Genomic DNA, 24,967 nt, shown 5'->3' on the forward strand with positions numbered 1-24,967 from the left:
TCGCCGCCGCACCGACGACCGCGAGGGGGAGCACCGCGATGCCGTTCGAGACCGTGGAGGGGGCGCCGCTCGACGGCGTGCCGCTGCTCTACCGGATGGGCCGCGAGTTCCAGGTGACGCGCCCCTTCGCCTACCGCGACCCGCGCGAGGGCACCGTGACGCGCGTGCCGGCGCACGACACGAGCCGGCCGCCCGTCGAGGGCAACTCGACCGACTTCGCCTCGGTGCCGCCGTTCCTCTGGGGGCTCATCGCCAACTACGGGCCGCAGACCCTGCCAGCGATCCTGCACGACGCCATGGTCGAGCAGGCGCGGCGGGCCCCCGAGGCCGAGCGGCTGCCGCGGCGGCGGGTCGCCGACGACCTCTTCCGCATCGCGCTCATCGACAACGGCATCCACCTGCTGCGGGCGCGGGTCATGTGGGCGGCGGTGAGTCTCGAGAGCCGGTGGCGGCACGGCGGCACCGCGGGGCGGGTGCTCATCGCGCAGGTCGCCCTCGGCGCCCTCGCACTCATCGCGGCGACGGTGCTCGGCGTGCTCCTCTCCCCCTGGTGGATGCTCGGCCTCGCCCTCCCCGCCGCGCTCGCGCCCCTCCAGCGCGGGTCGGCGCCCCTCGTCGTCGCCGCCACCTACCTCGGCGCGCTCTACGCCCCGCTCGTGCTCGGAGCCTTCCTGGCCGCGCACGTCGAGGGCCTCATCGCGCTCGTTGTCTGGCTCGCGACCGGTCGCCGCGGCCCGCGCCCGCAGGCCGAGCCGACGATCGTCTGGAAGGACGAGTACGCGCCCGAGGGCGTCAGCCGATGGTGACCCCGGTCATCGCGAGCCGCTTGTCGTACTGCAGCGCCAGCTCGACCGCGAACTCGTCGTCGGCCACGGTGTAGCGCTCGTTGAGGCCCGCGCTCATGATGTTCCAGGGCCGGCCGTTGGCCGCGCGGCCCGCGTCGCCGGTCTCGGTGAGGAACTGGATGGCGTCGTAGGGGTGCGCGGCCGTCGCCGCGAGGCGCGGCGAGTAGGTGTCGACCGCGAGCATCCCGGCCGCCAGATCGAGCTGCAGCAGGCGCAGGAACCCCGTCGCCCGCTCCCCCGACGCCGTGCGGAACTCCTGGTAGTCGGCGAGCAGCTCGACGACGTCGTGCCCCTCGATGCCGCCCGCATCGGGCGTGACGATCGCGCCGAGCCCGTGGTAGTGGCCGGCCAGCACGGCGACGACGTGGCGGTTCGGCGCGATGACCCGCTCCCAGAGCGCGTCGGCGCGGCTCACCCAGCGGTTCTCGGCCGCGCGGCGGGCGGGGCCCTCCTCGGTGAGCGGCGTGAGGTGCTCGTGGGTGGCGATGACGATGTTGTGATCGGGATGCTCGCCCACGACCCGCTCGGCCCACTCCAGCTCGCGCTCGCCGTAGCCGTAGCCGATCGAGAGGATGAGCATCGGCGCGGGGCCCGCCTCGACGATGGAGTAGCTGGAGGTGTTGTCCCCCGGAGCGATGGGGGCGACGTACCCCGGCTGGTCGCGGTATCGCTCGGGGCCGAAGTGCTCGTTGAACAGGCCCGCGTCCATGCCGCGCTTGGTGTCGTGGTTGCCGGGCAGCACCGTCGTCGCGACCCCGGCGCGCTCGAGGATGCTCTGCGCCTCCGAGGCGCGGGCGAACTCGATGCGCGCCCGGTCGGGCGACTGATCCGGGTCGACCCAGCTCTGCACGAGATCGCCGGTGTGGATGGCCGCGGCGACCGGGCGGCGCTCGGCGAGCCGGGCGATCCAGTCGGTCATGCGGTCGTACTCCTGCGGGTAGCCCTCGGCGAGGTACTGCGTGTCGGTGAGGTGCACGAGGGTTCCGTCGATCGCGTCGAGGGGCTCGAGCGCACCGTCGGGCGTGCGATCCGGCGCCGCGCCGGGCAGCATCTGCACGAGCAGCGCCGTCGTCGAGGGGGTGGTCGCCGTGACGACGACGTCGCCCGCCCCATCGGCGAGCGCCTCGCCGATGGGGCTCCAGCGCTCCTCGGCCTCGCTCCAGGCCGAGAGCAGCGCGCGGTGCCGGGGCCCGACGATGCCCTCCCAGCGCACCGTACCCTCGATCGGGGCGGCGTACTCGAGCCGCAGGGCCGGGTAGGCCCAGCCCTCGGCCGTCGCGATGGCCGGTTCGGATTCGCGCGGGGAATCGGGGGCCCGCCCCGGCTCCGGACCGGTTTCCGGCTCGGCTCCTGCCTCGTCGGTCGGGGGGATGCCCACGGCGCGCTCGTCGTCGAGCGACCAGCGGACGGCGGGCTCGGCGCCGGTCGTGCCGGCGACGAGGCGCGCGGGCTCGGCGCCGGCGGTACGGGAGGGGAGCGCGACGGCGGTTCGCGCGCTCGGCTCCGCGGCGGCGGCGAGGGCGACGGCGGGATCCGATGCCGGAGGGCGGAGCATCCCGCGGGCGGTCGAGCGCACGTCCTCGAGCAGGCGGCTCGCGACGGTCTCGACCGGGCCGGCGACGAGCCCGTCGACCCCCGGGCTCGCGGCGCCCGTCGCGAAGTCGACGAGGTCGACGCCCGTGCGCTCCACGCGGGCGTACGACTCGCCCCGCACGCGGTCGGGCTGGAAGGTGACGAGCGAGACCCCGTTCGTGCACGGCGAGGGCGGCTCGATGCTCTCGTCCATCTCGTTCACGTGGAAGGCGCCGACCCGGTCGACGAGCTCGCCCTCGGCGTTCTCGACGAGCACGCCCGCCCCGAGGAACGCGAGCGGTTCCGCGAACACGGCGGTCGCGCCCTCCGCCGCCGGGGTGCCGGCCGCGGCCAGCACGGCGACGCCGCCGGGCGCCAGGATCGTGCCGCTGCCGAGCACGCCGAGCGGCTCGGCCCGACGGCGGCCGTCGGCACCGCAGGCCCAGACGCGCCAGCCCTCGAGCGACACCGGCGCGGTCGAGCGGTTCGCGAGCTCGACGAAGTTGTGCGGCCGGGCGATCGCGGCGACATCGAGCGGATCGGTCGCGAGCTCGCTCACCACCACGCCCGCCTCGATCGGCACGGCGTCGGCGAGCGCGTCGGCGAGGGCCGCATTGCGCGCGCCCGGCGTGCGCGGGGCGATGAGGAACTCGGGGCCGAGCACCCGCGCGAGGCCCGGCTCGATCCGCTGGTGGCTCTCGCCCCGCACCGCGTCGAGTCGGGCGGGCAGCAGGGCCTCGCCCGACTGGCAGGCGCTGTGGCCGTGGTGGGCGACGGCGAGCTCGTCGACGAGCATCCCCTCGTCATCGCGCAGCTGCAGGCCGAACGCGTCGTCGGCGAGGGAGGTCGGCATGACCGCGTCGACCTCGTCGAGCGTCGAGGCGGGCCCGGCGATGACGAGGCGCCCGCCCGGGGCGAGACGGTGCTCGGGGCCGAGACGGAGCTGCAGGGTGTCGGCCGTGCGCTCCCCGCGCGCGGTGCAGCGCCAGAGGGTCCAGCCCGCGAGCGAGGCGGTGCGGTCGGCGTCGTTGCGCAGCTCGACGAGATCGTCGCCCGAGCCGCCGGGGCCGAAGGGCGCCGCCTCGGCGATCACGACGCCGCTCTCGCGCGACGGCGGCAGCGACTCTCCCAGCGCGGCCGAGCCGGGGGTCCCCGTCGCGACGATGAAACGGCCCTCGGCCTCGACCCCCGCGCCGGTGCGCTGGTAGGTCTCCCCCGCCATCACGTCGAGGATGCCCGGCAACGAGCCCGAGGGACCGCACTCGCTCGTCGTCATCCACGGCTCGGTCGGGTAGATCGCCACCGCGTCGGCGGTGCGCTCCGCCGGGTCCTCCAGCACGTAGCCGACGCCTCCCGGGTCGAAGGAGGTGCCGAAGACGTCGTCGGGCACCGCGCCGCCCGGTCGCTCCCCCGTGCGTGCGATCAGGTGCACGTCGCCCGGCGCCAGCACGACGCCGGTCAGCTCGGAGTCGGGATTGCCGCGCTTCGCCCGCAGCCCCTCGCCGTTGCAGCGGTAGAGCGTCCAGCCGGTGAGGTCGACGGGGGCGTCGGAGACGTTCCGCAGCTCCACGAAGCTCGCCGCGGGGCGGTCGAGGAACCCGGGGGCGATCTCGCTGATGATCACCGGGTGATCGTCGCGGTAGGCGTAGGAGCCGGAGTCGCCGCCCTCGGCCGCGGCGGGCATCCCGGGGACGATCGCGGCCGCGAGGCCCACGATGACGGCCGCGGCGAGGGCGGTGCGGGTCGAGAAGAGGCGGACGGGGATGGGGCGGACCTCGGTGCGCATCGTGCTCCTCCGCGAGCCGACGGCGGGCTCGCGCGCTCACCGTCCCGACCCCCGGTGAACGGAGGACCATCCTCAGGGGGTGTGTCGGGTGAACGATCGGCGGTGCGGCCGACGCAGAACCGCCCGCCCCCGCGCAGGGCGGGGAGCGGGCGGTTCAGGCGGAGCGGGTGGTGCCGATGTCGCGGGGTGCCTCAGCGCGCAGCGCTGCCGTCCCCGTTCCGATGCGCACGCGCATCGGAACGCATCAGCACAGCGTCGTCAGACTGCGTCGACGTCGGCGCGCAGCGCTGCCGTCGGCGTTCCGATGCGCACGCGCATCGGAACCAGCAAGCTCAGCGTCGTCAGACTGCGTCGACGTCAGCGCGCAGCGCTGCCGTCGACGTAGTCGGCGTCGGTCTGCTTCCAGGCGAAGAGCGAGCGCAGCTTGCGCCCGGTCTCCTCGATGGGGTGCTTCTCGCCCTTGTCGCGCAGGGCGTGGAACTCGGGGGCGCCGGCGTCCTGGTCCTCGATGAAGCGCTTCGCGAAGGCGCCCGACTGGATGTCGGCGAGCACGGCCTTCATGTTCTCCTTGACCGAGGGGTCGATGACGCGCGGGCCCGAGACGTAGTCGCCGTACTCGGCGGTGTCGCTGACGCTCCAGCGCTGCTTGGCGATGCCGCCCTCCCACATGAGGTCGACGATGAGCTTGAGCTCGTGCAGCACCTCGAAGTACGCGATCTCGGGCTGGTAGCCGGCCTCGGTGAGCACCTCGAAGCCGTACTGCACGAGCTGCGAGGTGCCGCCGCAGAGCACGGCCTGCTCGCCGAACAGGTCGGTCTCGGTCTCCTCGGTGAAGGTGGTCTTGATGACGCCCGCGCGGGTGCCGCCGATGGCCTTGGCGTACGAGAGCGCGAGGTCCCAGGCGTGGCCGGTGGTGTCGCGCTCGACGGCGACGATGTCGGGGATGCCGCGGCCGGCGACGAACTCGCGGCGCACGGTGTGGCCGGGGGCCTTCGGGGCGACGAGGATGACGTCGACGCCCTCGGGCGCGTCGATGTAGCCGAAGCGGATGTTGAAGCCGTGGGCGAAGGCGAGGGTCTTGCCCGCGGTGAGCTTGTCCTTGATGCTCTCGGTGAAGATCGCGCGCTGGTGCTGGTCGGGTGCGAGCACCATGATGACGTCGGCCCACTCGGCGGCGTTCGCGACGGTCATGACGGTGAAGCCGTCCTCCTGCGCCTTCGGGGCCGACTTCGAGCCCTCCTTGAGGGCGATCGTCACGTCGACGCCCGAGTCGCGCAGGTTCTGCGCGTGCGCGTGGCCCTGCGAGCCGTAGCCGACGACGGCGACCTTCTTGCTCTGGATGAGCGCGATGTCGGCGTCGTTGTCGTAGTAGATCTCAGTCACTTCGGTGTTCTCCTTGGATGATCGGTATCGGATGTCCGGAGCCGGGCCGAGCGGCCGGCGAGGGTCGTCGGGAGCGCTCAGCTCTTGAGCACGCGCTCGCTGATGCTCTTCGAGCCGCGGCCGATCGCGAGCAGGCCCGACTGCGCGATCTCCTTGATGCCGTAGGGCTCGAGCACGCGCAGCATCGCCTCGACCTTGGCGGTGTCGCCGGTGACCTCGATGACGAGGGCGTCGGTCGCGACGTCGACGACGCGCGCGCGGAACAGGGTCGTCGCCTCGAGGATCTGCGAGCGGGTGGTGTTGTCGACGCGCACCTTGATGAGCATGTGCTCGCGCTGCACCGACTGGGTCGGATCGAGCTCGACGATCTTGAGCACGTTGATGAGCTTGTTGAGCTGCTTGGTCACCTGCTCGAGGGGCAGGCCCTCGACCTCGACGACGACGGTGATGCGCGAGAGGCCGGGCACCTCGGTGGTGCCCACGGCGAGGGAGGTGATGTTGAAGCCGCGGCGGGCGAACAGCCCCGCGACGCGGGTCAGCAGGCCGGGCTTGTCCTCGACGAGGAGCGAGAGCACGTGGTAGGTCATGGCTTACTCCCTCTCCCACTCGGGGGCGTGCTCGCGGGCGTACTGCACGGACGAGTTGCCGACGCCCTGCGGCACCATCGGCCACACCATGGCGTCGCGGCTGACGATGAAGTCGATGACGACGGGGCGGTCGTTGGTCTCCATCGCGAGGCGGATGGCCGGCTCGACCTCCTCGGGCGTGCGCACCCGGATTCCGAGGGCGCCGTAGGCGTCGGCCATCTTCACGAAGTCGGGCACCATCACGGTGTCGTGCCCCGTGTTGAGGTCGGTGAAGGAGTGGCGGCCGTCGTAGAACAGCGTCTGCCACTGGCGCACCATGCCCAGCGAGGAGTTGTTGATGACGGCGACCTTGATCGGGATCTTGTTGATCGTGCAGGTCGCGAGCTCCTGGTTGGTCATCTGGAAGCAGCCGTCGCCGTCGATCGCCCAGACGAGGCGATCGGGCTCGGCGACCTTGGCCCCCATGGCCGCGGGCACCGCGTAGCCCATGGTGCCGGCGCCGCCCGAGTTGAGCCAGGCGCCGGGGCGCTCGTACTTGATGAACTGCGCGGCCCACATCTGGTGCTGGCCGACGCCCGAGGCGTAGACGGCCTCGGGGCCCGAGAGCTCGCCGATCTTCTCGATGATCCACTGCGGCGAGAGCAGCCCGTCGTCGGGCATCGTGTAGCCGAGCGGGTACTGGTCGCGCAGGGTGCCGAGCCGCTTCCACCAGTCGGCGTAGTCGGGCGCCTGCGTCGCGGCGGCCTGCCGGTAGACCGGCAGCAGGTCGGTGAGCACCTCGCGGGCATCCCCCACGATCGGCACGTCGGCGGCGCGGATCTTGCCGATCTCGGCGGGGTCGATGTCGACGTGGATGACCTTCGCATGCGGCGCGAACTCGCTCACCTTGCCCGTCACCCGGTCGTCGAACCGGGCGCCGAGGGCGATGAGCAGGTCGCTCTCCTGCAGGCCGAGCACGGCCGGAACGGTGCCGTGCATGCCCGGCATTCCGAGGTGCTGGGGGTGCGAGTCGGGGAAGGCGCCGCGGGCCATGAGCGTCGTGACGACGGGCGCTCCGGTGGCCTCGGCGAAGGCGAGCAGCTCGCGGTGCGCGCCGGCGCGGATGACTCCGCCGCCGACGTAGAGCACGGGCTTCTTCGCCTCGACGATGAGCTGGGCCGCGGCCTGGATCTGCTTGCCGTGCGCCTTGGTGACGGGGCGGTAGCCGGGCAGCTCGACCTTCGGCGGCCAGTGGAACGGCGCCGACTTCTGCTGGGCGTCCTTCGTGACGTCGACGAGCACGGGGCCGGGGCGCCCGGTCGTGGCGATGTGCACGGCGGCGGCGAGCACCGCGGGCACGTCCTCCGGCTTGGTGACGAGGAACGAGTGCTTCGTGATGGGCATCGTGATGCCCGTGATGTCGACCTCCTGGAAGGCGTCGGTGCCCATCGAGGTCGAGAACACCTGGCCGGTGATCGCGAGCATCGGCACCGAGTCCATGTAGGCGTCGGCGATCGCCGTGACCAGGTTCGTGGCGCCCGGGCCCGAGGTGGCGATGCAGACGCCGAGGCGGCCGCTCGAGGCGGCGTAGCCCTCGGCCGCGTGGCCGGCGCCCTGCTCGTGGCGCACGAGGATGTGGCGGATGGCCGTGGAGGCCATGAGCTCGTCGTAGAACGGCATGATCGCGCCGCCCGGGAGCCCGAACACGTCGGTGACGCCGAGCTTCTCGAGCGAGGCGAGGATGGCGCCCGACCCGGTGAGCATCGGCGGTTCTGAGCGTGCGGGCTGCGCGGGACTCGGCACGGGGGTCGATTCCGTGGGCATGAGGAGACGTCCTTGTGATCGTGATCGAGTGGCGGGAGCGCCGAGTCGTCAGCCGGTGATCGCGCCCTTCGCGGCGGAGTGCACGAGCTTGGCGTACTTGGCGAGAACGCCGCGGGTATAGCGCGGGGGAAGGGGCGCCCAGCCGGTGCGGCGCGCCTCCAGCTCGTCTGCGTCGACCAGTAGGTCGAGGGAGCGAGCAGCGATATCGACCCGTATGAGATCACCATCGCGCACGAAGGCGATCGGACCAGCGTCGACCGCTTCGGGAGCTATATGGCCGATGCAGAGGCCGGTTGTGCCGCCCGAGAATCGTCCGTCCGTCAAGAGTAGTACATCCCTGCCGAGCCCCGCCCCCTTGATGGCGGCGGTGATGGCGAGCATCTCGCGCATGCCGGGGCCGCCCTTGGGGCCCTCGTAGCGGATGACGACGACGTCGCCCGCGCTGATCTCGCCGGCGGTCAGGGCGTCCATCGCCGCGCGCTCGCGCTCGAACACGCGGGCCGGGCCCTCGAAGACCGCGGCGTCGAATCCGGCGGTCTTGACGACGGCGCCCTCCGGCGCGAGCGAGCCCTGCAGGATCGTGATGCCGCCCGTGGCGTGGATGGGGTTGTCGAGCGTGCGCAGCACCTCGCCGTCGAGCGGGTCGGGGTTCAGCTCGGCGAGGTTCTCGGCCATGGTCTTGCCCGTGACGGTCATGACGTCGCCGTGCAGGACTCCGGCATCCAGCAGCGCCTTCAGCAGCACGGGCAGCCCGCCCTGACGGTCGACGTCGTTCATGACGTAGCGGCCGAAGGGCTTGAGGTCGCCGATGTGGGGCACGCGGTTGCCGATGCGGTTGAAGTCGTCGAGCGTGAACTCGACCTCGGCCTCGTTGGCGATCGCGAGGATGTGCAGCACGACGTTGGTCGAGCCGCCGAGCGCCATCGCCACCGTGACGGCGTTCTCGAAGGCCTCCTTGGTGAGGATCTGGCGCGCGGTGATGCCGTGATTCAGCAGGTTCACGACGGCCTCGCCCGAGCGGTGCGCGTACATGTCGCGACGGCGATCGTAGGATGCCGGGCTCGCCGACCCCGGGAGGCTCAGGCCGAGCGCCTCGGCCACCGACGCCATGGTGTTGGCGGTGTACATGCCCCCGCAGGCACCCTCACCCGGAGCGAAGGCGCACTCGATGCGGTGCGCGTCCTCGGCGCTCATCTTGCCGGCCTTGACCGCGCCCACCGCCTCGAAGGAGTCGATGATCGTGATCTCCTTCTCGGTGCCGTCGCTGAGCTTGACCCAGCCGGGGGCGATCGAGCCGGCGTAGAGGAAGACGCTCGAGAGGTCGAGGCGCGCCATCGCCATGAGCATGCCGGGGATGGACTTGTCGCAGCCGGCGAGCAGCACCGAGCCGTCGAGGCGCTCGGCCTGCATGACGACCTCGACGCTGTCGGCGATGACCTCGCGGCTCACGAGCGAGAAGTGCATGCCCTCGTGGCCCATCGAGATGCCGTCGCTGACGCTCACGGTGCCGAACTGCAGCGGGTAGCCGCCGCCGGCGTGCACGCCCTCCTTCGCGGCCTGCGCGAGGCGGGCGAGCGAGAGGTTGCACGGGGTGATCTCGTTCCACGAGCTGGCGATGCCGACCTGCGGCTTGTCCCAGTCGTCGTCGCCCATGCCGACCGCGCGCAGCATGCCGCGCGAGGTGGTGGCTTCGATGCCGTCGGTGACGACGCGAGAACGGGGCTTGGGATCGATCGCGGTCATGGGCCGAGTTTACGCCGGGCCCGCGCCCCTCCCCGACGCGTCGGCGGAGGCATCGGGGGACGCATCGGCACGGGGGTCGGCGGATGCCCCGCGAGGGTCGTCCGGCGGGGGCTGCGCCTCGCCGCCCGGCAGCTCGCCGCCCGGCAGGTCGCCGCGACCGGCCGAGGCGATGTCCTCGGCGAGCTCGTCGACGATGAGCGTCCCCGCGTCGAAGTCGCCGGTGCGGTAGCCGGCGCGCCCCACCATGTGGGCGGCGATCGGCGCCGTGAGCATCTGGAACACGACGACGGGCACGAGCAGCAGGAGCACCGCGCCGCTGCGCACGCTGAGGGCGAGGGCGAGCACGACGAAGACGAGACCGAGGATCTGCGGCTTGGTCGCGGCGTGCAGCCGGCTGAGCGCGTCGGGGAACCGGTTGAGTCCGATGCCGGCGGCGAGCGACAGGAACCCGCCGAGCACGAGCAGCACCCCCGCGGCGATGTCGAGGGCCTCGATGACGGGGGCTTCCGGGGTCACGAGGTCTCCTCCCCCGTCGAGGCCGTCGGGTTCTCCGCGCCCAGCGCCGGCACCGCACGGGTGTCCTCGGGCCGCGTGACGAAGCGGGCGACGGCGACGGTGCCGAGGATGGCGGTGGCCGCCATGACGACCATGAGCGGGATGGTGCGGGTGTGCTGGTTCGCGACCATCTCGGCGCCGACGACGAGGATGAGGGTCGTCAGCAGCACGTCGCTCGCGATGATGCGGTCGACGATGCTGGGGCCGCGGATGACGCGGAGGATCGCGAGCAGCGCCGTCGCGGAGAAGAGCACACCGGCGATCCAGAGCAGCGCGGTCATCGCACGGCCTCCCATTCCTCGCGGGAACCGAGCGCCCGCAGGATGCGCCGCTCGTAGGCGAGCACGGCGTCGTGCGCGCACGCCACCTGCTCGGGCGTCTCGATGCCGAGGCTGTGGATGTAGAGCACCGAGTGCGGGCGGTCGACCTCGAGCACGACCGAGCCGGGCACGAGGCTCACGGCGAGCGCCGTGCCGGTGAGCACGAAGTCGTTGCGGGTGGTGAGATCGACCCGGATGACCGCGTTGCGCTCGACGCCGCGCGGCCGCAGGGCCTGCCAGGCGACCTCGAAGGATGCCCGCACGAGGTCGACGGCGAACCGGCCGAGCAGCACGAGGAACCACCACGGGTTGAAGCGCCCCGAGAGCTCGACGGGCGGCAGGTAGAACGCCCGCGTGACGACGAGCGCGACGACGACGCCCGTGACGATCGTGAGCGGCGTCACCGAGCCCCAGAGCAGCATCCACAGCAGCACGAGGGCGAGCAGCAGCGGGGACTGCTGCAGCAGGGGGACGCGCTGGTGCTCGCGCTGCGACTCACTCACGCGGCTCCCCCTCCTCGGTGCTCGTCGGGAACACCGTCTGGATGTAGGCGCCGGGCCCGTCGAGGTTGCGCCCCGCGCGGTCGGCGAGCGCGTAGACCGGCCCGGCGAAGACCGTGAGCGCGAGGCTCACGACGACCATCCCCGCCGTCGAGAGGGTCATGAGGCGCGGGGTCGCGCGGGTGACCGCGATGGTCGAGGTGCTCAGCGGCGCCTCCTCGACCGAGCGGAGCAGGCGCGATTCATCGCCCTCCACCGCGTCGGCCGAGCGCCAGAACACGAGGTTCCAGACGCGGATGAGCGCGTACAGGGTGAGCAGCGAGACGAGGGCTCCGGCGCCGATGAGGGTGTAGGCCAGGGCATCCCCCTGCTCGGCGGTCGCCTGGAACAGCCCGAGCTTGCCGATGAACCCCGAGAACGGCGGGATGCCGCCGAGGTTGAGGGCCGGGATGAAGAAGAGCGCAGCGACGACCGGAGCGCTCGCGAGCAGTCCGCCGATGCGGGTGATCGAGGTGCTGCCCGCCTCGCGCTCGATGAGCCCCGCGGCGAGGAAGAGGGTCGTCTGCACGACGATGTGGTGGGCGATGTAGTAGATCGCCGCCGCCGTGCCGTCGACGGTGCCGAGGGCCACGCCGAGGATCATGTAGCCGATGTGGCTCACGAGCGTGAACGACAGGATGCGCTTGATATCGGCCTGCGCGACGGCGCCGAGAGCGCCCACCACCATCGTCAGCAGGGCGAGCACCATGAGCCAGGGGTTGAGCTCGGGCCCGGGGAAGATGACGGTCTCGACCCGGATGATCGCGTAGACGCCGATCTTCGTCAGCAGACCCGCGAAGGCCGCCGTGACCGGGGCGGGCGCCGAGGGGTACGAGTCCGGGAGCCAGAACGAGAGCGGGAACACGGCCGCCTTGATGCCGAACCCGACGAGCAGCATGACGTGCAGCACGATCTGCACGTCGAGCGGCAGGTCGCCGATGCGCTGCGCGATCTGCGCGATGTTCACGGTGCCGAGCGCGCCGTAGATCATCGCGATCGCGGCGAGGAACAGCAGCGAGGAGAGCAGGCTCACGATCACGTAGGTGACGCCCGCCCGGATGCGCGATTCGGTGCCGCCGAGGGTGATGAGCACGTAGCTGGCGACGAGCAGGATCTCGAACCCGACGTAGAGGTTGAAGAGATCGCCCGCGACGAAGGCCACCATGACGCCCGTGGTGAGGATGAGGTAGGTCGGGTTGTAGATCGACACCGGCGTCTCGTCGTCGCCGTCGGCGAGACCCTGCCCGACCGAGAAGACGAGGACGGCCAGCAGCACGATCGACGAGACGAGCACCATGAGGGCGGCGAGCCGATCGACGATCAGCACGATGCCGAAGGGCGCCTGCCAGCCGCCCACCTCGACGACGAGCGGGCCGCCCGCGTCGACGACGACGAGCAGGAGCACGCCGAGGGCGAGCTCGATGACGAGGGCCGAGATCGCGATGACGCGCTGCGGGCGCGCGCGCCGGCCGACCAGCAGCGTCGCGGCCGCCCCGAGGAGCGGCACCAGCACGACGAGGGGGACGAGGAAGGTCACTTCTCGACCTCCAGCGGGAAGTCGCTCGACGAGGTCTCGATCGACGACTCCTCCGAGGGCATCGCGAGGGTTCCCGCGCGCAGCGCCACGTCATCGGCGTCGTCGCTGAGGTCGTCGGCGTTCGCCAGCCGCCAGGAGCGGTAGATCAGGGCGAGCAGGAACGACGAGACCGCGAAGGTGATGACGATGGCGGTGAGGATGAGCGCCTGCGGCAGCGGGTCGGTGTACTCCTCCGGGGAGAGCGTCTCGTCGAAGATCGGGGCGATGCCCGCCTCCCCCGCCATGATCAGGATGAGCAGGTTGGTGGCGTTGCCGGCGAGCAGGAACCCGAGCAGCACCCGGGTGAGACTGCGCTCGAGCAGCAGGTAGACGGCGCAGGCGTACATCGCCGACATGACGATGACGAGCACGAGCGAGACGGTCATGCGGGGCCTCCTCTGCTGTCGATGCCGACGCCCTCGACGGGCGCCTCCCCCGGCATCGGGGGCTCGTCGGCGGAGCCGTCCCGCACCGGCTCCGGCACGCGGAACTCGGGGTCGCCCTGGCGGTCGACCTCGGCGCCCAGGGACCGCAGCACGTCGAGCACGAGACCGACGACGACGAGGTAGACGCCGACGTCGAAGATCGTCGAGGTGACGAACTCGACCTCGCCCAGCAGCCAGACCTCGCCCTCGAAATAGGTGGAGGTCAGGGCATCCGCGCCCAGCAGCAGCGGCACGACCGCGGTGCCGACGGCCAGCAGCAGCCCCGTGCCGAGGAGCGTTCCTGCGCCGATGGGGGCGGCGGCGCCGAGCTCGTAGCGCCCGCCGGCGAGGTAGCGGGCGACGAGCGCGAGACCCGCGACGAGGCCGCCCGCGAAACCGCCGCCCGGCAGGTTGTGGCCGGCGAACAGCAGGTAGAGCGAGACGACGATGAGGGCGTGGAAGAGGAGGCGGACGACCACCTCGAGCAGGATCGAGCGGTTGCGCGGGTCGAGGGTGGGCCCGGCGAGGATCCAGGCGTTGCGCAGCTCGCCGGGGGCGGCCTGCTCCTTGACGCGCACGAGGCGGTCCTCCACGCGACGGCGCATCGCCCCGCGGCGGGCACGGGGCCCGCTGTCGGCGCGGCCGCGGATGAAGAGCAGGCTCGCGACGCCCGTGGCCGCGGCGATGACGACCGCGAGCTCGCCCATGGTGTCCCAGGCGCGGATGTCGACGAGGGCGACGTTGACGATGTTGCGGCCGTGCCCGTCGACGTAGGCGAGCTCGGGCCACTCGAGCGAGATCGGCAGCGCGACGCGGGCCCCCGAGGCGACGATCGCGATGACGCCCATGACGACGCCGACCGCGATGCCGAGCAGAGCGCGGACGAGCTTGCGCGTGCTGCCGTGCTTGTCGCCGAGCGCGGCGGGCAGGCGCCGCAGCACGAGCACGAAGGCGATGAGCGTGACGAGCTCGACGAGGATCTGCGTGATCGCGAGATCGGGCGCACCCATGAGCGCGAAGATCGCCGACATGCCGAAGCCGGTCACGCCGACGACGACGACCGCGGTGAAGCGCTTCTGCGCCCGGGTCGCGGCGATCGCGGCGATGATCATCACGAGACCGATGGCCGCCTGCGCCGGGTGGTCCCAGAGGCGGAGCTCGTCGGGCCAGGTGTCGCCGAGCAGCAGCGCGCTCGTCGTGACGACCACGAAGACGACGAGGATGACCCCGAGGTAGAAGGGCAGGGATCCGCGCTGGGTGACGCCCGTGACCCGCACCGCGAGGCGGTCGACCGCCCCGACCGCGTCCCAGTACAGCTCGGAGGCGCTCACGGGGCTGTGCACTCGCGCCTGCAGACGGGCGAGCGGCTCGCGCGCGACGAACAGGGCGGCGCCGAGCACGAGCGCGAGCACCGAGAGCCCGAGCTCGAGGGTGAGCCCGTGCCAGAGCTCGAGGTGGTAGCCCGTGCCCTGGTCGGGGTAGGCCGCGGCGACGGGGGCGATCGCGCGGTCGGCGATCGCCGCGAGCGGTCCGAGCGCGAGGCTCGCGACGGCGAGGATCGCGGGGGCGACGAGGAAGGTGGGCACGACCTCGGCGGCCTGCTCGACCTCGGCGACGCCCGGCTTGCGGCAGAAGGCCCCCCAGAAGAACCGGATGCTGTACGCCGCCGTCAGCACCGAGCCGAGCACCACGCCGATGACCGCGGCGAGCGCGAGGCCGTCGCCGGCCTCCGCGTCGACGATCAGCCCGTGCAGCACGGCCTCCTTGGCGACGAAGCCGAACAGCGGCGGCAGGCCCGCCATGCTCGCGAGCGCGAGCACCGTGATGCCCGCGAGCACGGGCGCCCGCCGGCCGAGCCCGCTGAGCTTGCGCAGATCGCGCGTGCCCGTGCCGTGGTCGACGATGCCGACGACGAGGAACAGCGCGGCTTTGAACAGCGCGTGCGCGATCAGCAGCGCCGTGGCGGCGAGGGCCGCATCGCGCGTGCCCCAGCCCGTGACGATCATGAGGAACCCGAGCTGGCTCACCGTGCCGTAGGCGAGCAGCAGCTTGATGTCGGTCTGCTTGAGCGCCGCCCATCCGCCCAGGAGCATCGTGGCGATGCCGAGCCCGACGAGCAGCTCGCGCCACGAGGGCGTCAGGGCGAAGCCGGGCGCCAGGCGGGCGACGAGGTAGATGCCCGCCTTCACCATGGCCGCGGCGTGCAGGTAGGCGCTCACCGGCGTCGGGGCGGCCATGGCGCCCGGCAGCCAGAAGTGGAACGGGACGATCGCCGACTTCGAGATCGCCCCGACGAGGATGAGCACGATCGCCGCGGTCGTGAGCGCTCCCGATGGCGCGCTCGCGACGATCACGCGGAGGCTCGAACTGCCGGCCTCGACGGAGAGCAGCACGAGCCCGACGAGCATGACCAGCCCGCCGAGCGTCGTCGTGATGAGGGCCTGCAGGGCGGCTCCGCGGCTGGCCTTGCGCCCCTGGTAGTGCCCGATGAGCAGGTACGAGAGAACGCTCGTGAGCTCCCAGAACACGAAGAGCAGGAAGACGTCCTCGGCGAGGATGAGGCCGTACATGGCCCCGGCGAAGGCGGTGAGCGTGCTCGCGAAGCGGCCGATGCCCTCGCTGTCGCGACCGAAGTAGCGGGTGCAGTACAGCATGACGAGCGCGCCGACCCCGGTGACGACGAGCGTGAGCACCCACGACAGCGGGTCCATGCGCAGGTCGAGCGTGAGGCCGAGCTCGGGGATCCACGGCAGGCGCTCGACGAGCTCCGAGCCGCCGAGCACGGCGGGGCCGACGACGAGCGCGTGCACGAAGCCCGCGAGCGGCACGAGCGCGCCGAGCAGGAACACCCCGCGCTTCACATACGGGGTCAGGAATACGAGACCGGCGGCGGCCGCTCCGAACACCAGCAGGACGAGGAGCATGCGTCCTCCCTCGGGTGTCGGTGCGGCACGGGCGGGGTGAGGGCGGCGAGCCTGAGCGGGCGCGCGTTCGGGACGAGTTTACCGAGTCGTCGCGGCGGACTCGCGCCGAGCATCCCGCAGACGCTCGAGAACCCGTGCCATCGCGCGCGGGTCGGCGACCCGGTGCGCGGCCACGGTGGGGGCGGCGCCGACCTTGATGCCGAGATCGCCCTCGACGAGAACGCCCAGCGCATCCTCATCGGTGACGTCGTCGCCGGCGAACAGCACGGCGGGCGACCCGAGCTCGGCGCGCAGCACGCGCAGCCCGTCGCCCTTCGTCGCGTCGCGAGCGGCGAACTCGACCACGTTCTTGCCGTCGCGCACCGTGAGGCCCGCGTCGTGCGCCGCGGCCTCGGCCCGCACCGCATCGATGAGGGATGCCGCAGCCTCCGCTCCCTCGACGCGCCGGGTGTGCACGGCGAACCCGGCGGGCTTCTGCTCGATCCAGGCGCCGGGCACCGCGCTCACGAGCGGCTCGAGCCGGAGCCGCAGCAGCCGCACGCGCTCGGCGTCCTGCGGGGTCGCGGCCGGTCGAACGTCGTCGGGGCGGAGGCGCACCTCGAGCCCGTGCGAGCCGACGAGCGGCACCTCATCGGGCATCCCGCCGACCGCGGCGAGGCTCTCGAGCGAGCGTCCGCTGACGAGCGCGACGGTCGTGGCGGGCAGGGCGTGCAGGGCGAGCAGGGCCGCGTGCGCGGCGGGGAGCGCGCGCGCCGCCGCGGGGTCGTCGACCTCGGGGGCGAGGGTGCCGTCGAAGTCGAGGGCGATGAGCAGGGCGGGAGCGGCGGCGAGCCGGTCGACGGCGGCCGCGAGCGCCGGGTCGAGATCCGGGTCGTTCTCGCTGGCGGGGTCGACCGCCATCAGCGGGCCTTCCGGGCCGCGCCCTCGAGGGTCTCGAGGAAGGTGTGCGACCAGTGCGACACGTCGTTGTCGCGCAGACGGCGACGCAGAGCGCGCATCCTGCTGCCGCGCTCGCGCTTCGGCATGACGACCGCCTGCATCATCGACTCCTTGAGGCCCTCGATGTCGTGCGGGTTGACGAGCAGCGCGTTCTTGAGCTCGTCGGCGGCGCCGGCGAACTCGCTCAGCACGAGCACGCCGTCCTCGTCGTGGCGGCAGGCGACGTACTCCTTCGCCACGAGGTTCATGCCGTCGCGCAGCGCGGTGACGAGCATGACGTCGGCGGCGAGGTAGAGCGCCACCATCTCCTCGCGGGGGTAGCCGTGGTGCAGGTAGGCGATGGCGCCGTGGCTGATGGTCGCGTAGTCGCCGTTGAGGCGGCCGACGGTGAGCTCGATCTCGTCGCGCAGCTGCATGTAGGCCTCGACGCGCTCGCGGCTCGGGCTCGCCACCTGCACGAGGATGGAGTCGCCGACGGTGATCGAGCCCGAGCTGAGCAGCTCGCCGTAGGCCTTGAGCCGGTGGCCGATGCCCTTCGTGTAATCGAGGCGGTCGACGCCGAGCATGATCGTGGTCGGGTTGCCGAGATCCTCGCGGATCTGCCGGGCGCGCTCGATGATCTCGGGGCGCCGGGCCATCTGCTCGAAGCTCTCGACGTCGATCGAGATCGGGAAGGCCTTCGCGACGACCGTGCGGTGCCCGCCGCCCTCGAGCGGCACGCGGATCTCGGGGCTCTTCGTGGCGTAGCCGAACAGGCGGCGCACGGCGCGCGAGAAGTTGCCGGCGTCGGCGACCCGCTGGAACCCGATGACGTCGGCGCCGAGCAGGCCCTCGACGATCTGGCGGCGCCACGGCAGCTGCGAGTAGATGCCGTAGGGCGGGAAGGGGATGTGGTTGAAGAAGCCGATCGTGAGGTCGGGACGCAGCTCGCGCAGCATGGCCGGCACGAGCTGCAGCTGGTAGTCCTGCACCCAGACGGTCGCGTTCGGCGCGGCGATCGCGGCGCTCGCCTCGGCGAAGCGGCGGTTCACGGCCCGGTAGCTCTCCCACCACTCGCGGTGGAACGCGGGCGGCGAGATGACGTCGTGGTAGAGCGGCCAGAGGGTGTCGTTGCTGAAGCCCTCGTAGTAGTGCTCGACCTCGAGCGCGCTCAGCGCCACGGGCACGATGTGGATGCCGTCCTCCGTCGACGGCGGCAGCTCGAGGTCGGCCTTGCCCGCCCAGCCGACCCAGGCGCCGTCGGCCTCGCGCATCACCGGCTCGAGCGCCGTCACGAGGCCGCCGGGCGAGCGGCGCCAGGTCGGCTCGCCGTCGACGTCGATGATGCGGTCGACCGGCAGGCGGTTCGAGACCACGATGAAGTCGTATTCCTGGTTCTTCGGCATCGGTTCGCTCCCGTGTCGTCGGCCGCAGCCGTCGCAGCGAGCGGCGCCCTCGACGGTATCAGCCGCGTCCCACCGCGGTCCCACCCGCCTCCCAGCCGATGCCCGGTCCGCTGCCCGCCTAGGCTGACCGCGTGGCGCGCATCGGCATGGGGACGACGAGCGTTCTGCCGCGCCGGCTGGAGCCCGCGTTCCGGCTCGCGAGGGATGCCGGCTTCGACGGCATCGAGGTGATGGTCACGAGCGATCCGGCCACCCAGAGCGCTCGCACGATCGGCGCGCTGTCATCGCGGTTCGGGATGCCCGTGCTGAGCATCCACGCCCCCGTGCTGTTCTTCAGCGCCCTCGCCTTCGGCCGCGACCCGCGCGGCAAGCTCGACCGCGCCGCCCGCCTCGCCGCCGAGCTCGGAGCGACCACCGTCGTCGCCCACCCCCCCTGGCGCTGGCAGGGCCGCTGGGCCGTGCGCTTCGAGGCCGCGGTCGCCGAGATCGCCGAACGGCACCAGGTCGTCGTCGCGGTCGAGAACATGTTCCCGGTGGCGGCCGGCGGCCGCGCGCGGGAGGCCTTCGCCCCGCACTGGAACCCGGCGGAGCTCGCCGTCGACCGGCGCGTGCTCGACGTCTCGCACGCGACGATGGCCGGCCGCTCCGCGCTCGAGCTGGCCGAGCAGTGGGGCGAGCGCCTGCACCACGTGCACCTCTGCGATGCGGCCGCGCCCGATGCGGGCGGGCGGCTGCACGACGCCCACCTCGTGCCCGGCCGCGGCGGTCAGCCCGTCGCGGCGCTGCTGCGCCACCTCGCGGCGAGCGGCTTCACGGGCGACGTCGTGGCCGAGATCAACACGCGGCACTGCGGCCGCGACGATGCCGCGCGGCTGGCCGAGCTGCGCGAGACGGTCGCGTTCGCGCACGAGCACCTGCGCCGAGGCGCGACGCGGAGGACGCCGCCCGACGCGGGCCCGCCCCGCTCAGGCCCGCCCCGCTCAGGCCCGCCCCGCTAAGGCGAGCGCGGGCGCGAACGCCTCCCGGGCCTCCCGCCGCTGCGCGCGGCCCACGGCCAGGCGCGCGACGAGCACCGAGACGAGCCCCAGCACGAGCAGAGCCCCGACCATGGCAACGATGCGCGTCGCCTCGCCTCCGGCGAAGAGCGCCTGCAGCCCGTCGACGGCCGCCCGCAGCGGCAGCACCGCGCTGAGCGCCGGGAACGGCTCGGCGAGCGCCGCGACCGGGATGATGCCGCCCGTGACGATGATCTGCAGGCCGAGCAGCAGCAGCGAGACGACGAGGCCGCCGCGGCCGAGCGCCAGGGTGAGGGCCGCGTGCAGCGCCGTGAACGCGAGCGCGATGAGGCCCGTGAGGGCGAGGGTCGCCGGCAGCAGCATCCACTCGACGCCCGCGAGAGCGTGCACGAGAGCGCTGACGAGCACCGCCTGCGCGAGGGCGATGAGGGATGCCCGACCGAGCGTGCGCCGCAGCACCACCCCGGCGCCCGTCGCCGAGCCCACCACTGCCCCGCCCGCGGGTCGCAGGGCCAGGAACGTCGCGAGCGCGCCGACCCAGAGCCCGATCGGCACGAGCGTCGAGGCGATGACCTGCCCGACGCCGTCGATCGCGTTGCTGCGCTCGGTGTCGACCGCGACGGGGTCGAGGGCGACGGAGGTGCCGCCCGCCTCCTCGGGCACCTGCGCGGCACCGTCGGCGAGTCCGGTGGCGAGCTCCTCGGCGCCGGCCGCGAGCTCGCGCGAGCCGGCGGCGGCCTCGCCCGCTCCGGTGCCGAGCGCGCCCAGGCCGTCGGCGAGAGCGTCCGCGCCGGAGACGAGCGCCGGGCCGCCTGCGGAGAGCTGCCGCGCACCGGCGGCGCTCTGCGCGATGCCGGTCTGCACGCCGTCGATGGCCGGGCCCATCTGGCCGTTCAGCTGCCCGGCACCGCCGGCGAGCTGCTGAGCGGCGGCGACGAGCGCCTGGTACGCGCCCTGCTGCTCGGGCGGCAGGCCCGAGGCGGCGATCGCGGGGGCGAGCGCCTGCAGCCCGCCGGAGAGCTGCGCGCTGCCGTCGGCGAGACCGCCGACCGCGCCGGTGAGCTGGTCGAGCGCCGCGGCACCGCTCTCGAGCTGCCCGAGGCCGCTCGCCAGGGAGGAGACCCCGTCGGTGTAGTCGCCGAGGCCGTCGGCGAGATCGCGGGCGCCGGCCGTCGACTGCTCGGCGCCCGTGCGCAGCGCGTCGAGGCCCGTGCCGAGCTCGCTCACGCCGTCGCCGATCTGCGCGGCGCCGTCCGAGGCCTCGCCGAGGGCGGTGCCGAGCTCGCCGAGCCCGCCCAGCAGCCCGTCGACGTACTGCTCGGTGACGACCTCGCCGAACTGCGCGGCGAGGCTCTCGCCCACGCTCTGCACGATCGAGCCGGCGAGGTAGCTGTGGGCGTCGTCGGTCTCGACCGCGAGCTGCGCCTGCACCTCGTCGGGCGTGCCGATCGTCAGCACCGAGGCCGAGAAGTCGTCGGGGATGGTCAGCACGGCGTAGACCTCGCCCGCGTCGAGGGCGGCCGCGGCCTCCTCGGCGTTCGTCACGCGCCAGTCGAAGCCGGCGGCCTCGGGCGCGGTGAGCTCGGTGACGAGCTGCCGGCCGGCGAAGACGACCTGCTCCTCGCCGTCGGGCCCCGTCGTCGTGAGCAGCTCGTCCTCGTTGACGACGGCCGCGGGGATGCGGTCGAGCGCGGCCTCGCCGTCGTCGCCGATGGCGGCGAGCGCGAGCCCGACGAGCGTGAGCGGCACGAGCACCGCGCCGACGATCACGGCCCAGCGGCCACGGCCCGACCGGCGGGGGCTCGACTCGGGGGCGGCGGAGCGTGCGGAGGCGGTGGTCATGAGCGGGCGTCCTTCGCCGTGGGGGCCGCCGCGGAGGCGAGCCGGTCGGAATGCGGGAGCGTGCCGGGAGCGACCGGCTCGGGGCGGGAGCCGGCGGCGGTCGTGGCGGCCGGGGTCGCGCCGGTCGCAGCCGTGGAGGCCTCGGTCGAGGAGTCCTCGGTCGCGGAGGCCTCGGCTTCATCGGAGCGGCGCGGCATCAGCCGGGCGACAACGGCGCCGCGGGGCGCCGCCTCCCCCTCGGGCCTGCCCCAGATGCGCACGGTGCCCCGCGGCGCGAGGGCGACGACGAGCGCGTCCACGAGCTCACTGCTCGCGGCATCGAGCGCGTCGTCGCGGTGATCGAGCACGATCACCGGGGTGCGGTCGATCGTCGCGACGGCGGCGAGCAGCAGAGCACGGGTGCGGCCGTCGAGCGCCGCGACGGGCGTCGAGGGCGCGCGCAGGGCGCGCCGAGCGGCCGCCGACTCCTCGCCCAGGCCGCGCAGGGCGGCGTCGAGCTCGGCGAGCCAGTCGCGCGTCAGACGGGCGCGGCGCGGGCGGCCCGCGGCGAGCGCGAGCCGCTCCGAGACGAGCGCGCCCACCGTCACCGCGGGCGCGATGCGGTCGCCGCCGACGTCGACGAGAGCGACCCGGCGAGCGACCCGCCCGGCCTCGGAGGGCAGCACGGCGCCCGCCACGAGGGCGCGCCCGGCCGCCGGCTCCACGTGCCCGGCGAGGGTCGCCGCGGCGAGGCGGCGCAGAGCGGAGGGGCCGGCGAGGTGCACGCGGGCGCCGGCGTCGGCGTGCAGGTCGAGTGCGGCATCCACCCCCTCGAGGGCGAGGCCCTCGGCCACGATGACGCCCTGCCGACCGGATGCCCACACGACGTGCTCGCGGTGGTGGCGCAGCTTCTCGCCCTCGATGTCGAGGTCGGGCAGCGCCCGGTCGAGGGAGCGCGGGAACCACCACCCCGCCCGCCCGAACAGGGTCATGAGGGCGGGGCCGAGGGTCATGCGCACCACGAAGGCGTCGACCGCGATGCCGACGGCGAGCCCGAGGGCGATGGGCTTGATGACGCCGGCCCCCTCGGGCACGAAGGCGGCGAAGACGAAGACCATGATGAGGGCCGCCGCGGTGACGACGCGGGCGCCGTTCGCGAAGCCATCCTCGATGGAGCGCTGCGGATCGCCCGTGCGCACGAACTCCTCGCGCATGCCCGAGACGAGGAACACCTCGTAGTCCATCGCGAGCCCGAACAGCACCGCCATGAGGATGATCGGCATGAAGCTGAGGATGGGCCCCGGCTCGGCGTGCAGCAGTTCGGCCCCCCAGCCCCACTGGAACACCGCGACGGTCACGCCCATGCCGGTGCCGACCGAGAGCAGGAATCCGAGCGCGGCCTTCACGGGCACGAGCACCGAGCGGAACACCGCCATGAGCAGCACGATCGAGAGCCCCACGACGATGAGGGCGAAGGGCACGAGCGCGTTGGTGAGCCGCGTCGAGATGTCGATGCCGACCGCGGTGACGCCCGTGACGGCGAGCGGCGTGCCGTACTCGTCCTCGATCTCGTCGGCGATCGCGCGGATGTCGGCGACGACCTGCTTCGTCTCGGGGGCATCGGGGGCGAACTCGGGTGCGACCTGCAGGATCGCCGTCTCGAGACCCGGCGACGGGATGCCCTGGCCGACGCTCGCGACGCCCTCGACCTGCTCGAGCTCGCCCCGGATCGCCTCGAGATCCTCGAGCACGTCGACGGTCTGCGTGATGTCGAGCGTGACGAGGAGCGGGCCCGCGGTGCCCGGACCGAACGCGTCCGCGATGAGGTCATAGGCCTCGCGCTGGGTCGAGCCGGCCGGCTCGCTGCCGCCGTCGGGCAGGTTGAGGTCGAGCGAGAAGGTCGGGATGGAGAGCGTGCCGAGCACGGCCACGACGGCGACGGTCGTGACGATCGGGCGCGTCATGACCCCGCGCACCCAGCGCCGACCCATGGTCGGGCGGGTCGAGGCGACGGGGTGCGCCCTCTTCCAGGCCCGCGAGCCCTCCTTCGGCGCGAGCTTCGCCCCGGCGAGGCCGAGCATCGCCGGCACGAGGGTGACGGCGGCGGCGATGGCGATGAAGACCGCGACCGCGGCGCCGACGCCCATGACGGAGAGGAAGGGGATGCCCACCACGAGCAGCCCGAGCAGGGCGATGATGACCGTCACGCCGGCGAAGACGACGGCGCTGCCGGCGGTGCCGACGGCGATCGCGGCCGACTCCTCCGGATCCTCCCCGCGGGCGAGCTGCCCTCGGTGCCGGGACAGGATGAAGAGGGCGTAGTCGATGCCGACCGCGAGCCCGATCATGAGCGCCAGCAGGGGCGCCGAACTCGACACGGGCGTGACCGCGGTGAGCGCGATGATCGCGCCCATCACGATGGCGACGCCGACGAGCGCCGAGACGAGCGGCATGCCGGCGGCGCGCAGCGAGCCGAAGGTGATGACGAGCACGACGCCCGCGAAGAGCACGCCGAGCACCTCGATGGGCGTGATGCCCACGGTCGTGTCCTGGAACACCTGCCCCGCGAACTCGACGCGCGAGTCGAGGCCGTCGCCGCTCGCGGTGAGGGCGGCGAGCGACTCCTCGGTGATGTCGGTCGCGGCGCCGTCGAGCTGCACCTGCACGATCGCGACCGTGCCGTCGTCGCTCACCTGGTCGCCGGCGAACTCGTCGAAGGGCCCGAGCACGTTCGTCACCTGGCCGACGTCGCTCACGCGATCGATGAGCAGATCGATCTCATCGCGCACGGCGGGGTCATCGACCCTCTCGCCCTCGGGCGCGACGACGACGGCCTGCGCGCTCGCCCCCGAGACCTCGGGGAACAGCGCGTCGAGGGTGTCGAGGGCGTCCTGCGACTCGGTGCCGGGGATCGTGAAGGTCTCGTCGAACTGGCCGCCGAGGGCGAGCCCGCCGCCGAGCACGCCGGCGACGACGAGCGCCCAGGCGGTGATGACGATCCACGCGCGCCGGTAGGAGGCGCGGCCGAGACGGTAGAGGAGGGTGGCCACGGGGTGCTCCTAGGCGGGTTCGGCGGTGGGGGCGGACGAGGGGCGGGGGTCGGACGAGGCGCGGGAGGCGCTCGAAGCGCCGGGGCCCTGCGCGCTGCGGTGGTCGGCGGGCACCAGCAGCTCGAGCATCACGTCGATGAGCGCCTGACGGATCTCCTCGACCGGCGGCTCGTCGATGCCGAGCTCCTCGGCCGCCGCGAGCGAGTACGCGGCCCCGCCGAAGGCCATCCCGAGGCGCAGCTTCTCGGCGGTCGAGGCGCCGTAGCTGTGGAAGAAGCTCGCGAGGCGCTGCATGAGGGCCTGCGCGCGGTCGATCGCGGGGGTGTCGACGATCGTCGCCTGCTGGTTGATGACGAGGTGCACCTGCTGCCGGTGCGCGAGCAGGAAGTCGACGAAGCCGAGGATGAACGCCTGGCGGTTCTCGACCGAGAAGCCGGCGTCCTCCGCCGTCGCGACGAGGCCGTCGAGCGCGTCGAGCGACGGCCCGATGGCCGCCTCGAGCAGCTGCTCCTTCGAGGAGTAGTGGTAGAGCACGCTCGCCTTCGAGGTGCCGGCGAGGTCGGCGATGCGCTGGAGCGAGGTGGCCGCGTAGCCGGCGGCGGCGAACTCGGCGAGCGCGATATCGCGCAGGTCGTCGTGACGGGACATGGGTTCGAGAGTACTTGACCGATCGGTCAGTACTGACCGCTCGGTCAGAT

At 73.1% G+C, this 24,967-nt stretch carries 18 protein-coding genes; 2 read left to right on the plus strand and 16 right to left on the minus strand.

Translation table 11 applies throughout. From position 1 onward, the window contains the following. Positions 1–38: 38 nt before the first annotated feature. Positions 39–806: a DUF1353 domain-containing protein gene (locus OVN18_RS01925; protein WP_267781594.1), complete on the plus strand. Its 768-nt coding sequence runs from the start codon at positions 39–41 to the stop codon at positions 804–806. Here the strand turns inward: OVN18_RS01925 and OVN18_RS01930 are convergent. The 13 genes from OVN18_RS01930 to otsA all read right to left on the minus strand — a co-directional run bounded on the left by OVN18_RS01930 (position 793) and on the right by otsA (position 18,382). Further along, entirely contained in the window at positions 793–4,203 is a 3,411-nt protein-coding gene (locus tag OVN18_RS01930; protein WP_267781595.1) for a metallophosphoesterase, read from the minus strand. The genes OVN18_RS01925 and OVN18_RS01930 overlap by 14 nt on opposite strands. Positions 4,204–4,560: 357 nt before the next feature. Continuing rightward, positions 4,561–5,586, minus strand: coding sequence for a ketol-acid reductoisomerase (gene ilvC / locus OVN18_RS01935; RefSeq protein ID WP_267781596.1), 1,026 nt, complete (start codon positions 5,584–5,586; stop codon positions 4,561–4,563). A gap of 77 nt (positions 5,587–5,663) precedes the next feature. Further along, complete coding sequence (gene ilvN / locus OVN18_RS01940; protein ID WP_267737866.1) at positions 5,664–6,173, minus strand: acetolactate synthase small subunit; 510 nt, start codon at positions 6,171–6,173, stop codon at positions 5,664–5,666. Between the two features lie 3 nt (positions 6,174–6,176). Continuing rightward, positions 6,177–7,976, minus strand: coding sequence for an acetolactate synthase large subunit (locus OVN18_RS01945; RefSeq protein ID WP_267737867.1), 1,800 nt, complete (start codon positions 7,974–7,976; stop codon positions 6,177–6,179). Positions 7,977–8,024: 48 nt separating this feature from the next. Then, on the minus strand, positions 8,025–9,719 hold the full coding sequence (gene ilvD, locus OVN18_RS01950) for a dihydroxy-acid dehydratase (protein WP_267781598.1): 1,695 nt from the start codon (positions 9,717–9,719) through the stop codon (positions 8,025–8,027). Positions 9,720–9,728: 9 nt separating this feature from the next. Further along, on the minus strand, positions 9,729–10,235 hold the full coding sequence (mnhG, locus tag OVN18_RS01955; RefSeq protein ID WP_267781599.1) for a monovalent cation/H(+) antiporter subunit G: 507 nt from the start codon (positions 10,233–10,235) through the stop codon (positions 9,729–9,731). Further along, complete coding sequence (locus OVN18_RS01960) at positions 10,232–10,555, minus strand: monovalent cation/H+ antiporter complex subunit F (protein ID WP_267781600.1); 324 nt, start codon at positions 10,553–10,555, stop codon at positions 10,232–10,234. Before OVN18_RS01960 ends, mnhG begins: the two co-directional genes overlap by 4 nt. Continuing rightward, on the minus strand, positions 10,552–11,097 hold the full coding sequence (locus OVN18_RS01965) for a Na+/H+ antiporter subunit E (protein WP_267781601.1): 546 nt from the start codon (positions 11,095–11,097) through the stop codon (positions 10,552–10,554). Before OVN18_RS01965 ends, OVN18_RS01960 begins: the two co-directional genes overlap by 4 nt. After that, positions 11,090–12,670, minus strand: a complete 1,581-nt coding sequence (locus tag OVN18_RS01970; protein ID WP_267781603.1) for a Na+/H+ antiporter subunit D — start codon at positions 12,668–12,670, stop codon at positions 11,090–11,092. The genes OVN18_RS01965 and OVN18_RS01970 overlap by 8 nt, the downstream gene beginning before the upstream one ends. Further along, on the minus strand, positions 12,667–13,095 hold the full coding sequence (locus tag OVN18_RS01975) for a Na(+)/H(+) antiporter subunit C (protein WP_267737874.1): 429 nt from the start codon (positions 13,093–13,095) through the stop codon (positions 12,667–12,669). The genes OVN18_RS01970 and OVN18_RS01975 overlap by 4 nt, the downstream gene beginning before the upstream one ends. Then, positions 13,092–16,058 (minus strand): Na+/H+ antiporter subunit A, encoded by a 2,967-nt coding sequence (locus tag OVN18_RS01980; protein WP_267781605.1) that lies wholly within the window; start codon positions 16,056–16,058, stop codon positions 13,092–13,094. Before OVN18_RS01980 ends, OVN18_RS01975 begins: the two co-directional genes overlap by 4 nt. 78 nt (positions 16,059–16,136) lie before the next feature. Beyond that, positions 16,137–16,958 (minus strand): trehalose-phosphatase, encoded by an 822-nt coding sequence (gene otsB / locus OVN18_RS01985; protein WP_267781606.1) that lies wholly within the window; start codon positions 16,956–16,958, stop codon positions 16,137–16,139. Beyond that, the gene (gene otsA, locus OVN18_RS01990) at positions 16,958–18,382 is read right to left on the minus strand and encodes an alpha,alpha-trehalose-phosphate synthase (UDP-forming) (protein ID WP_267737878.1); all 1,425 of its coding nucleotides are present in this window, start codon (positions 18,380–18,382) and stop codon (positions 16,958–16,960) included. Before otsA ends, otsB begins: the two co-directional genes overlap by 1 nt. Positions 18,383–18,513: 131 nt before the next feature. Between otsA and OVN18_RS01995 the strand changes: the two genes are divergently transcribed. Next, positions 18,514–19,380 carry a sugar phosphate isomerase/epimerase family protein gene (locus OVN18_RS01995; RefSeq protein WP_267781607.1) on the plus strand — a complete coding sequence of 289 codons (867 nt, stop codon included), beginning with the start codon at positions 18,514–18,516 and terminating at the stop codon, positions 19,378–19,380. Here OVN18_RS01995 and OVN18_RS02000 read toward each other — a convergent pair. From OVN18_RS02000 to OVN18_RS02010, 3 genes are read right to left on the minus strand one after another with little or no spacing between them, the layout of a single operon-like run. Then, positions 19,363–21,240, minus strand: a complete 1,878-nt coding sequence (locus OVN18_RS02000) for a YhgE/Pip family protein (protein ID WP_267781608.1) — start codon at positions 21,238–21,240, stop codon at positions 19,363–19,365. The genes OVN18_RS01995 and OVN18_RS02000 overlap by 18 nt on opposite strands. Continuing rightward, on the minus strand, positions 21,237–24,269 hold the full coding sequence (locus OVN18_RS02005; protein WP_267781609.1) for an MMPL family transporter: 3,033 nt from the start codon (positions 24,267–24,269) through the stop codon (positions 21,237–21,239). Before OVN18_RS02005 ends, OVN18_RS02000 begins: the two co-directional genes overlap by 4 nt. Positions 24,270–24,278: 9 nt before the next feature. Next, entirely contained in the window at positions 24,279–24,917 is a 639-nt protein-coding gene (locus OVN18_RS02010) for a TetR/AcrR family transcriptional regulator (protein WP_267781610.1), read from the minus strand. Positions 24,918–24,967: the final 50 nt, after the last annotated feature.

The organism is Microcella daejeonensis (assembly GCF_026625045.1).
Classification (GTDB): domain Bacteria; phylum Actinomycetota; class Actinomycetes; order Actinomycetales; family Microbacteriaceae; genus Microcella; species Microcella daejeonensis.

Excerpts from the sequence above, each read along its gene's own strand:
- ilvD (WP_267781598.1), bottom strand. The coding sequence starts at position 9,719 with ATGACCGCGATCGATCCCAAGCCCCGTTCTCGCGTCGTCACCGACGGC.
- OVN18_RS01925 (WP_267781594.1), top strand. The coding sequence starts at position 39 with ATGCCGTTCGAGACCGTGGAGGGGGCGCCGCTCGACGGCGTGCCGCTG.
- OVN18_RS01980 (WP_267781605.1), bottom strand. The coding sequence starts at position 16,058 with ATGCTCCTCGTCCTGCTGGTGTTCGGAGCGGCCGCCGCCGGTCTCGTA.
- OVN18_RS02000 (WP_267781608.1), bottom strand. The coding sequence starts at position 21,240 with ATGACCACCGCCTCCGCACGCTCCGCCGCCCCCGAGTCGAGCCCCCGC.
- otsB (WP_267781606.1), bottom strand. The coding sequence starts at position 16,958 with ATGGCGGTCGACCCCGCCAGCGAGAACGACCCGGATCTCGACCCGGCG.
- OVN18_RS01960 (WP_267781600.1), bottom strand. The coding sequence starts at position 10,555 with ATGACCGCGCTGCTCTGGATCGCCGGTGTGCTCTTCTCCGCGACGGCG.
- otsA (WP_267737878.1), bottom strand. The coding sequence starts at position 18,382 with ATGCCGAAGAACCAGGAATACGACTTCATCGTGGTCTCGAACCGCCTG.
- ilvN (WP_267737866.1), bottom strand. The coding sequence starts at position 6,173 with ATGACCTACCACGTGCTCTCGCTCCTCGTCGAGGACAAGCCCGGCCTG.
- OVN18_RS01945 (WP_267737867.1), bottom strand. The coding sequence starts at position 7,976 with ATGCCCACGGAATCGACCCCCGTGCCGAGTCCCGCGCAGCCCGCACGC.
- OVN18_RS01975 (WP_267737874.1), bottom strand. The coding sequence starts at position 13,095 with ATGACCGTCTCGCTCGTGCTCGTCATCGTCATGTCGGCGATGTACGCC.
- OVN18_RS01930 (WP_267781595.1), bottom strand. The coding sequence starts at position 4,203 with ATGCGCACCGAGGTCCGCCCCATCCCCGTCCGCCTCTTCTCGACCCGC.
- OVN18_RS02010 (WP_267781610.1), bottom strand. The coding sequence starts at position 24,917 with ATGTCCCGTCACGACGACCTGCGCGATATCGCGCTCGCCGAGTTCGCC.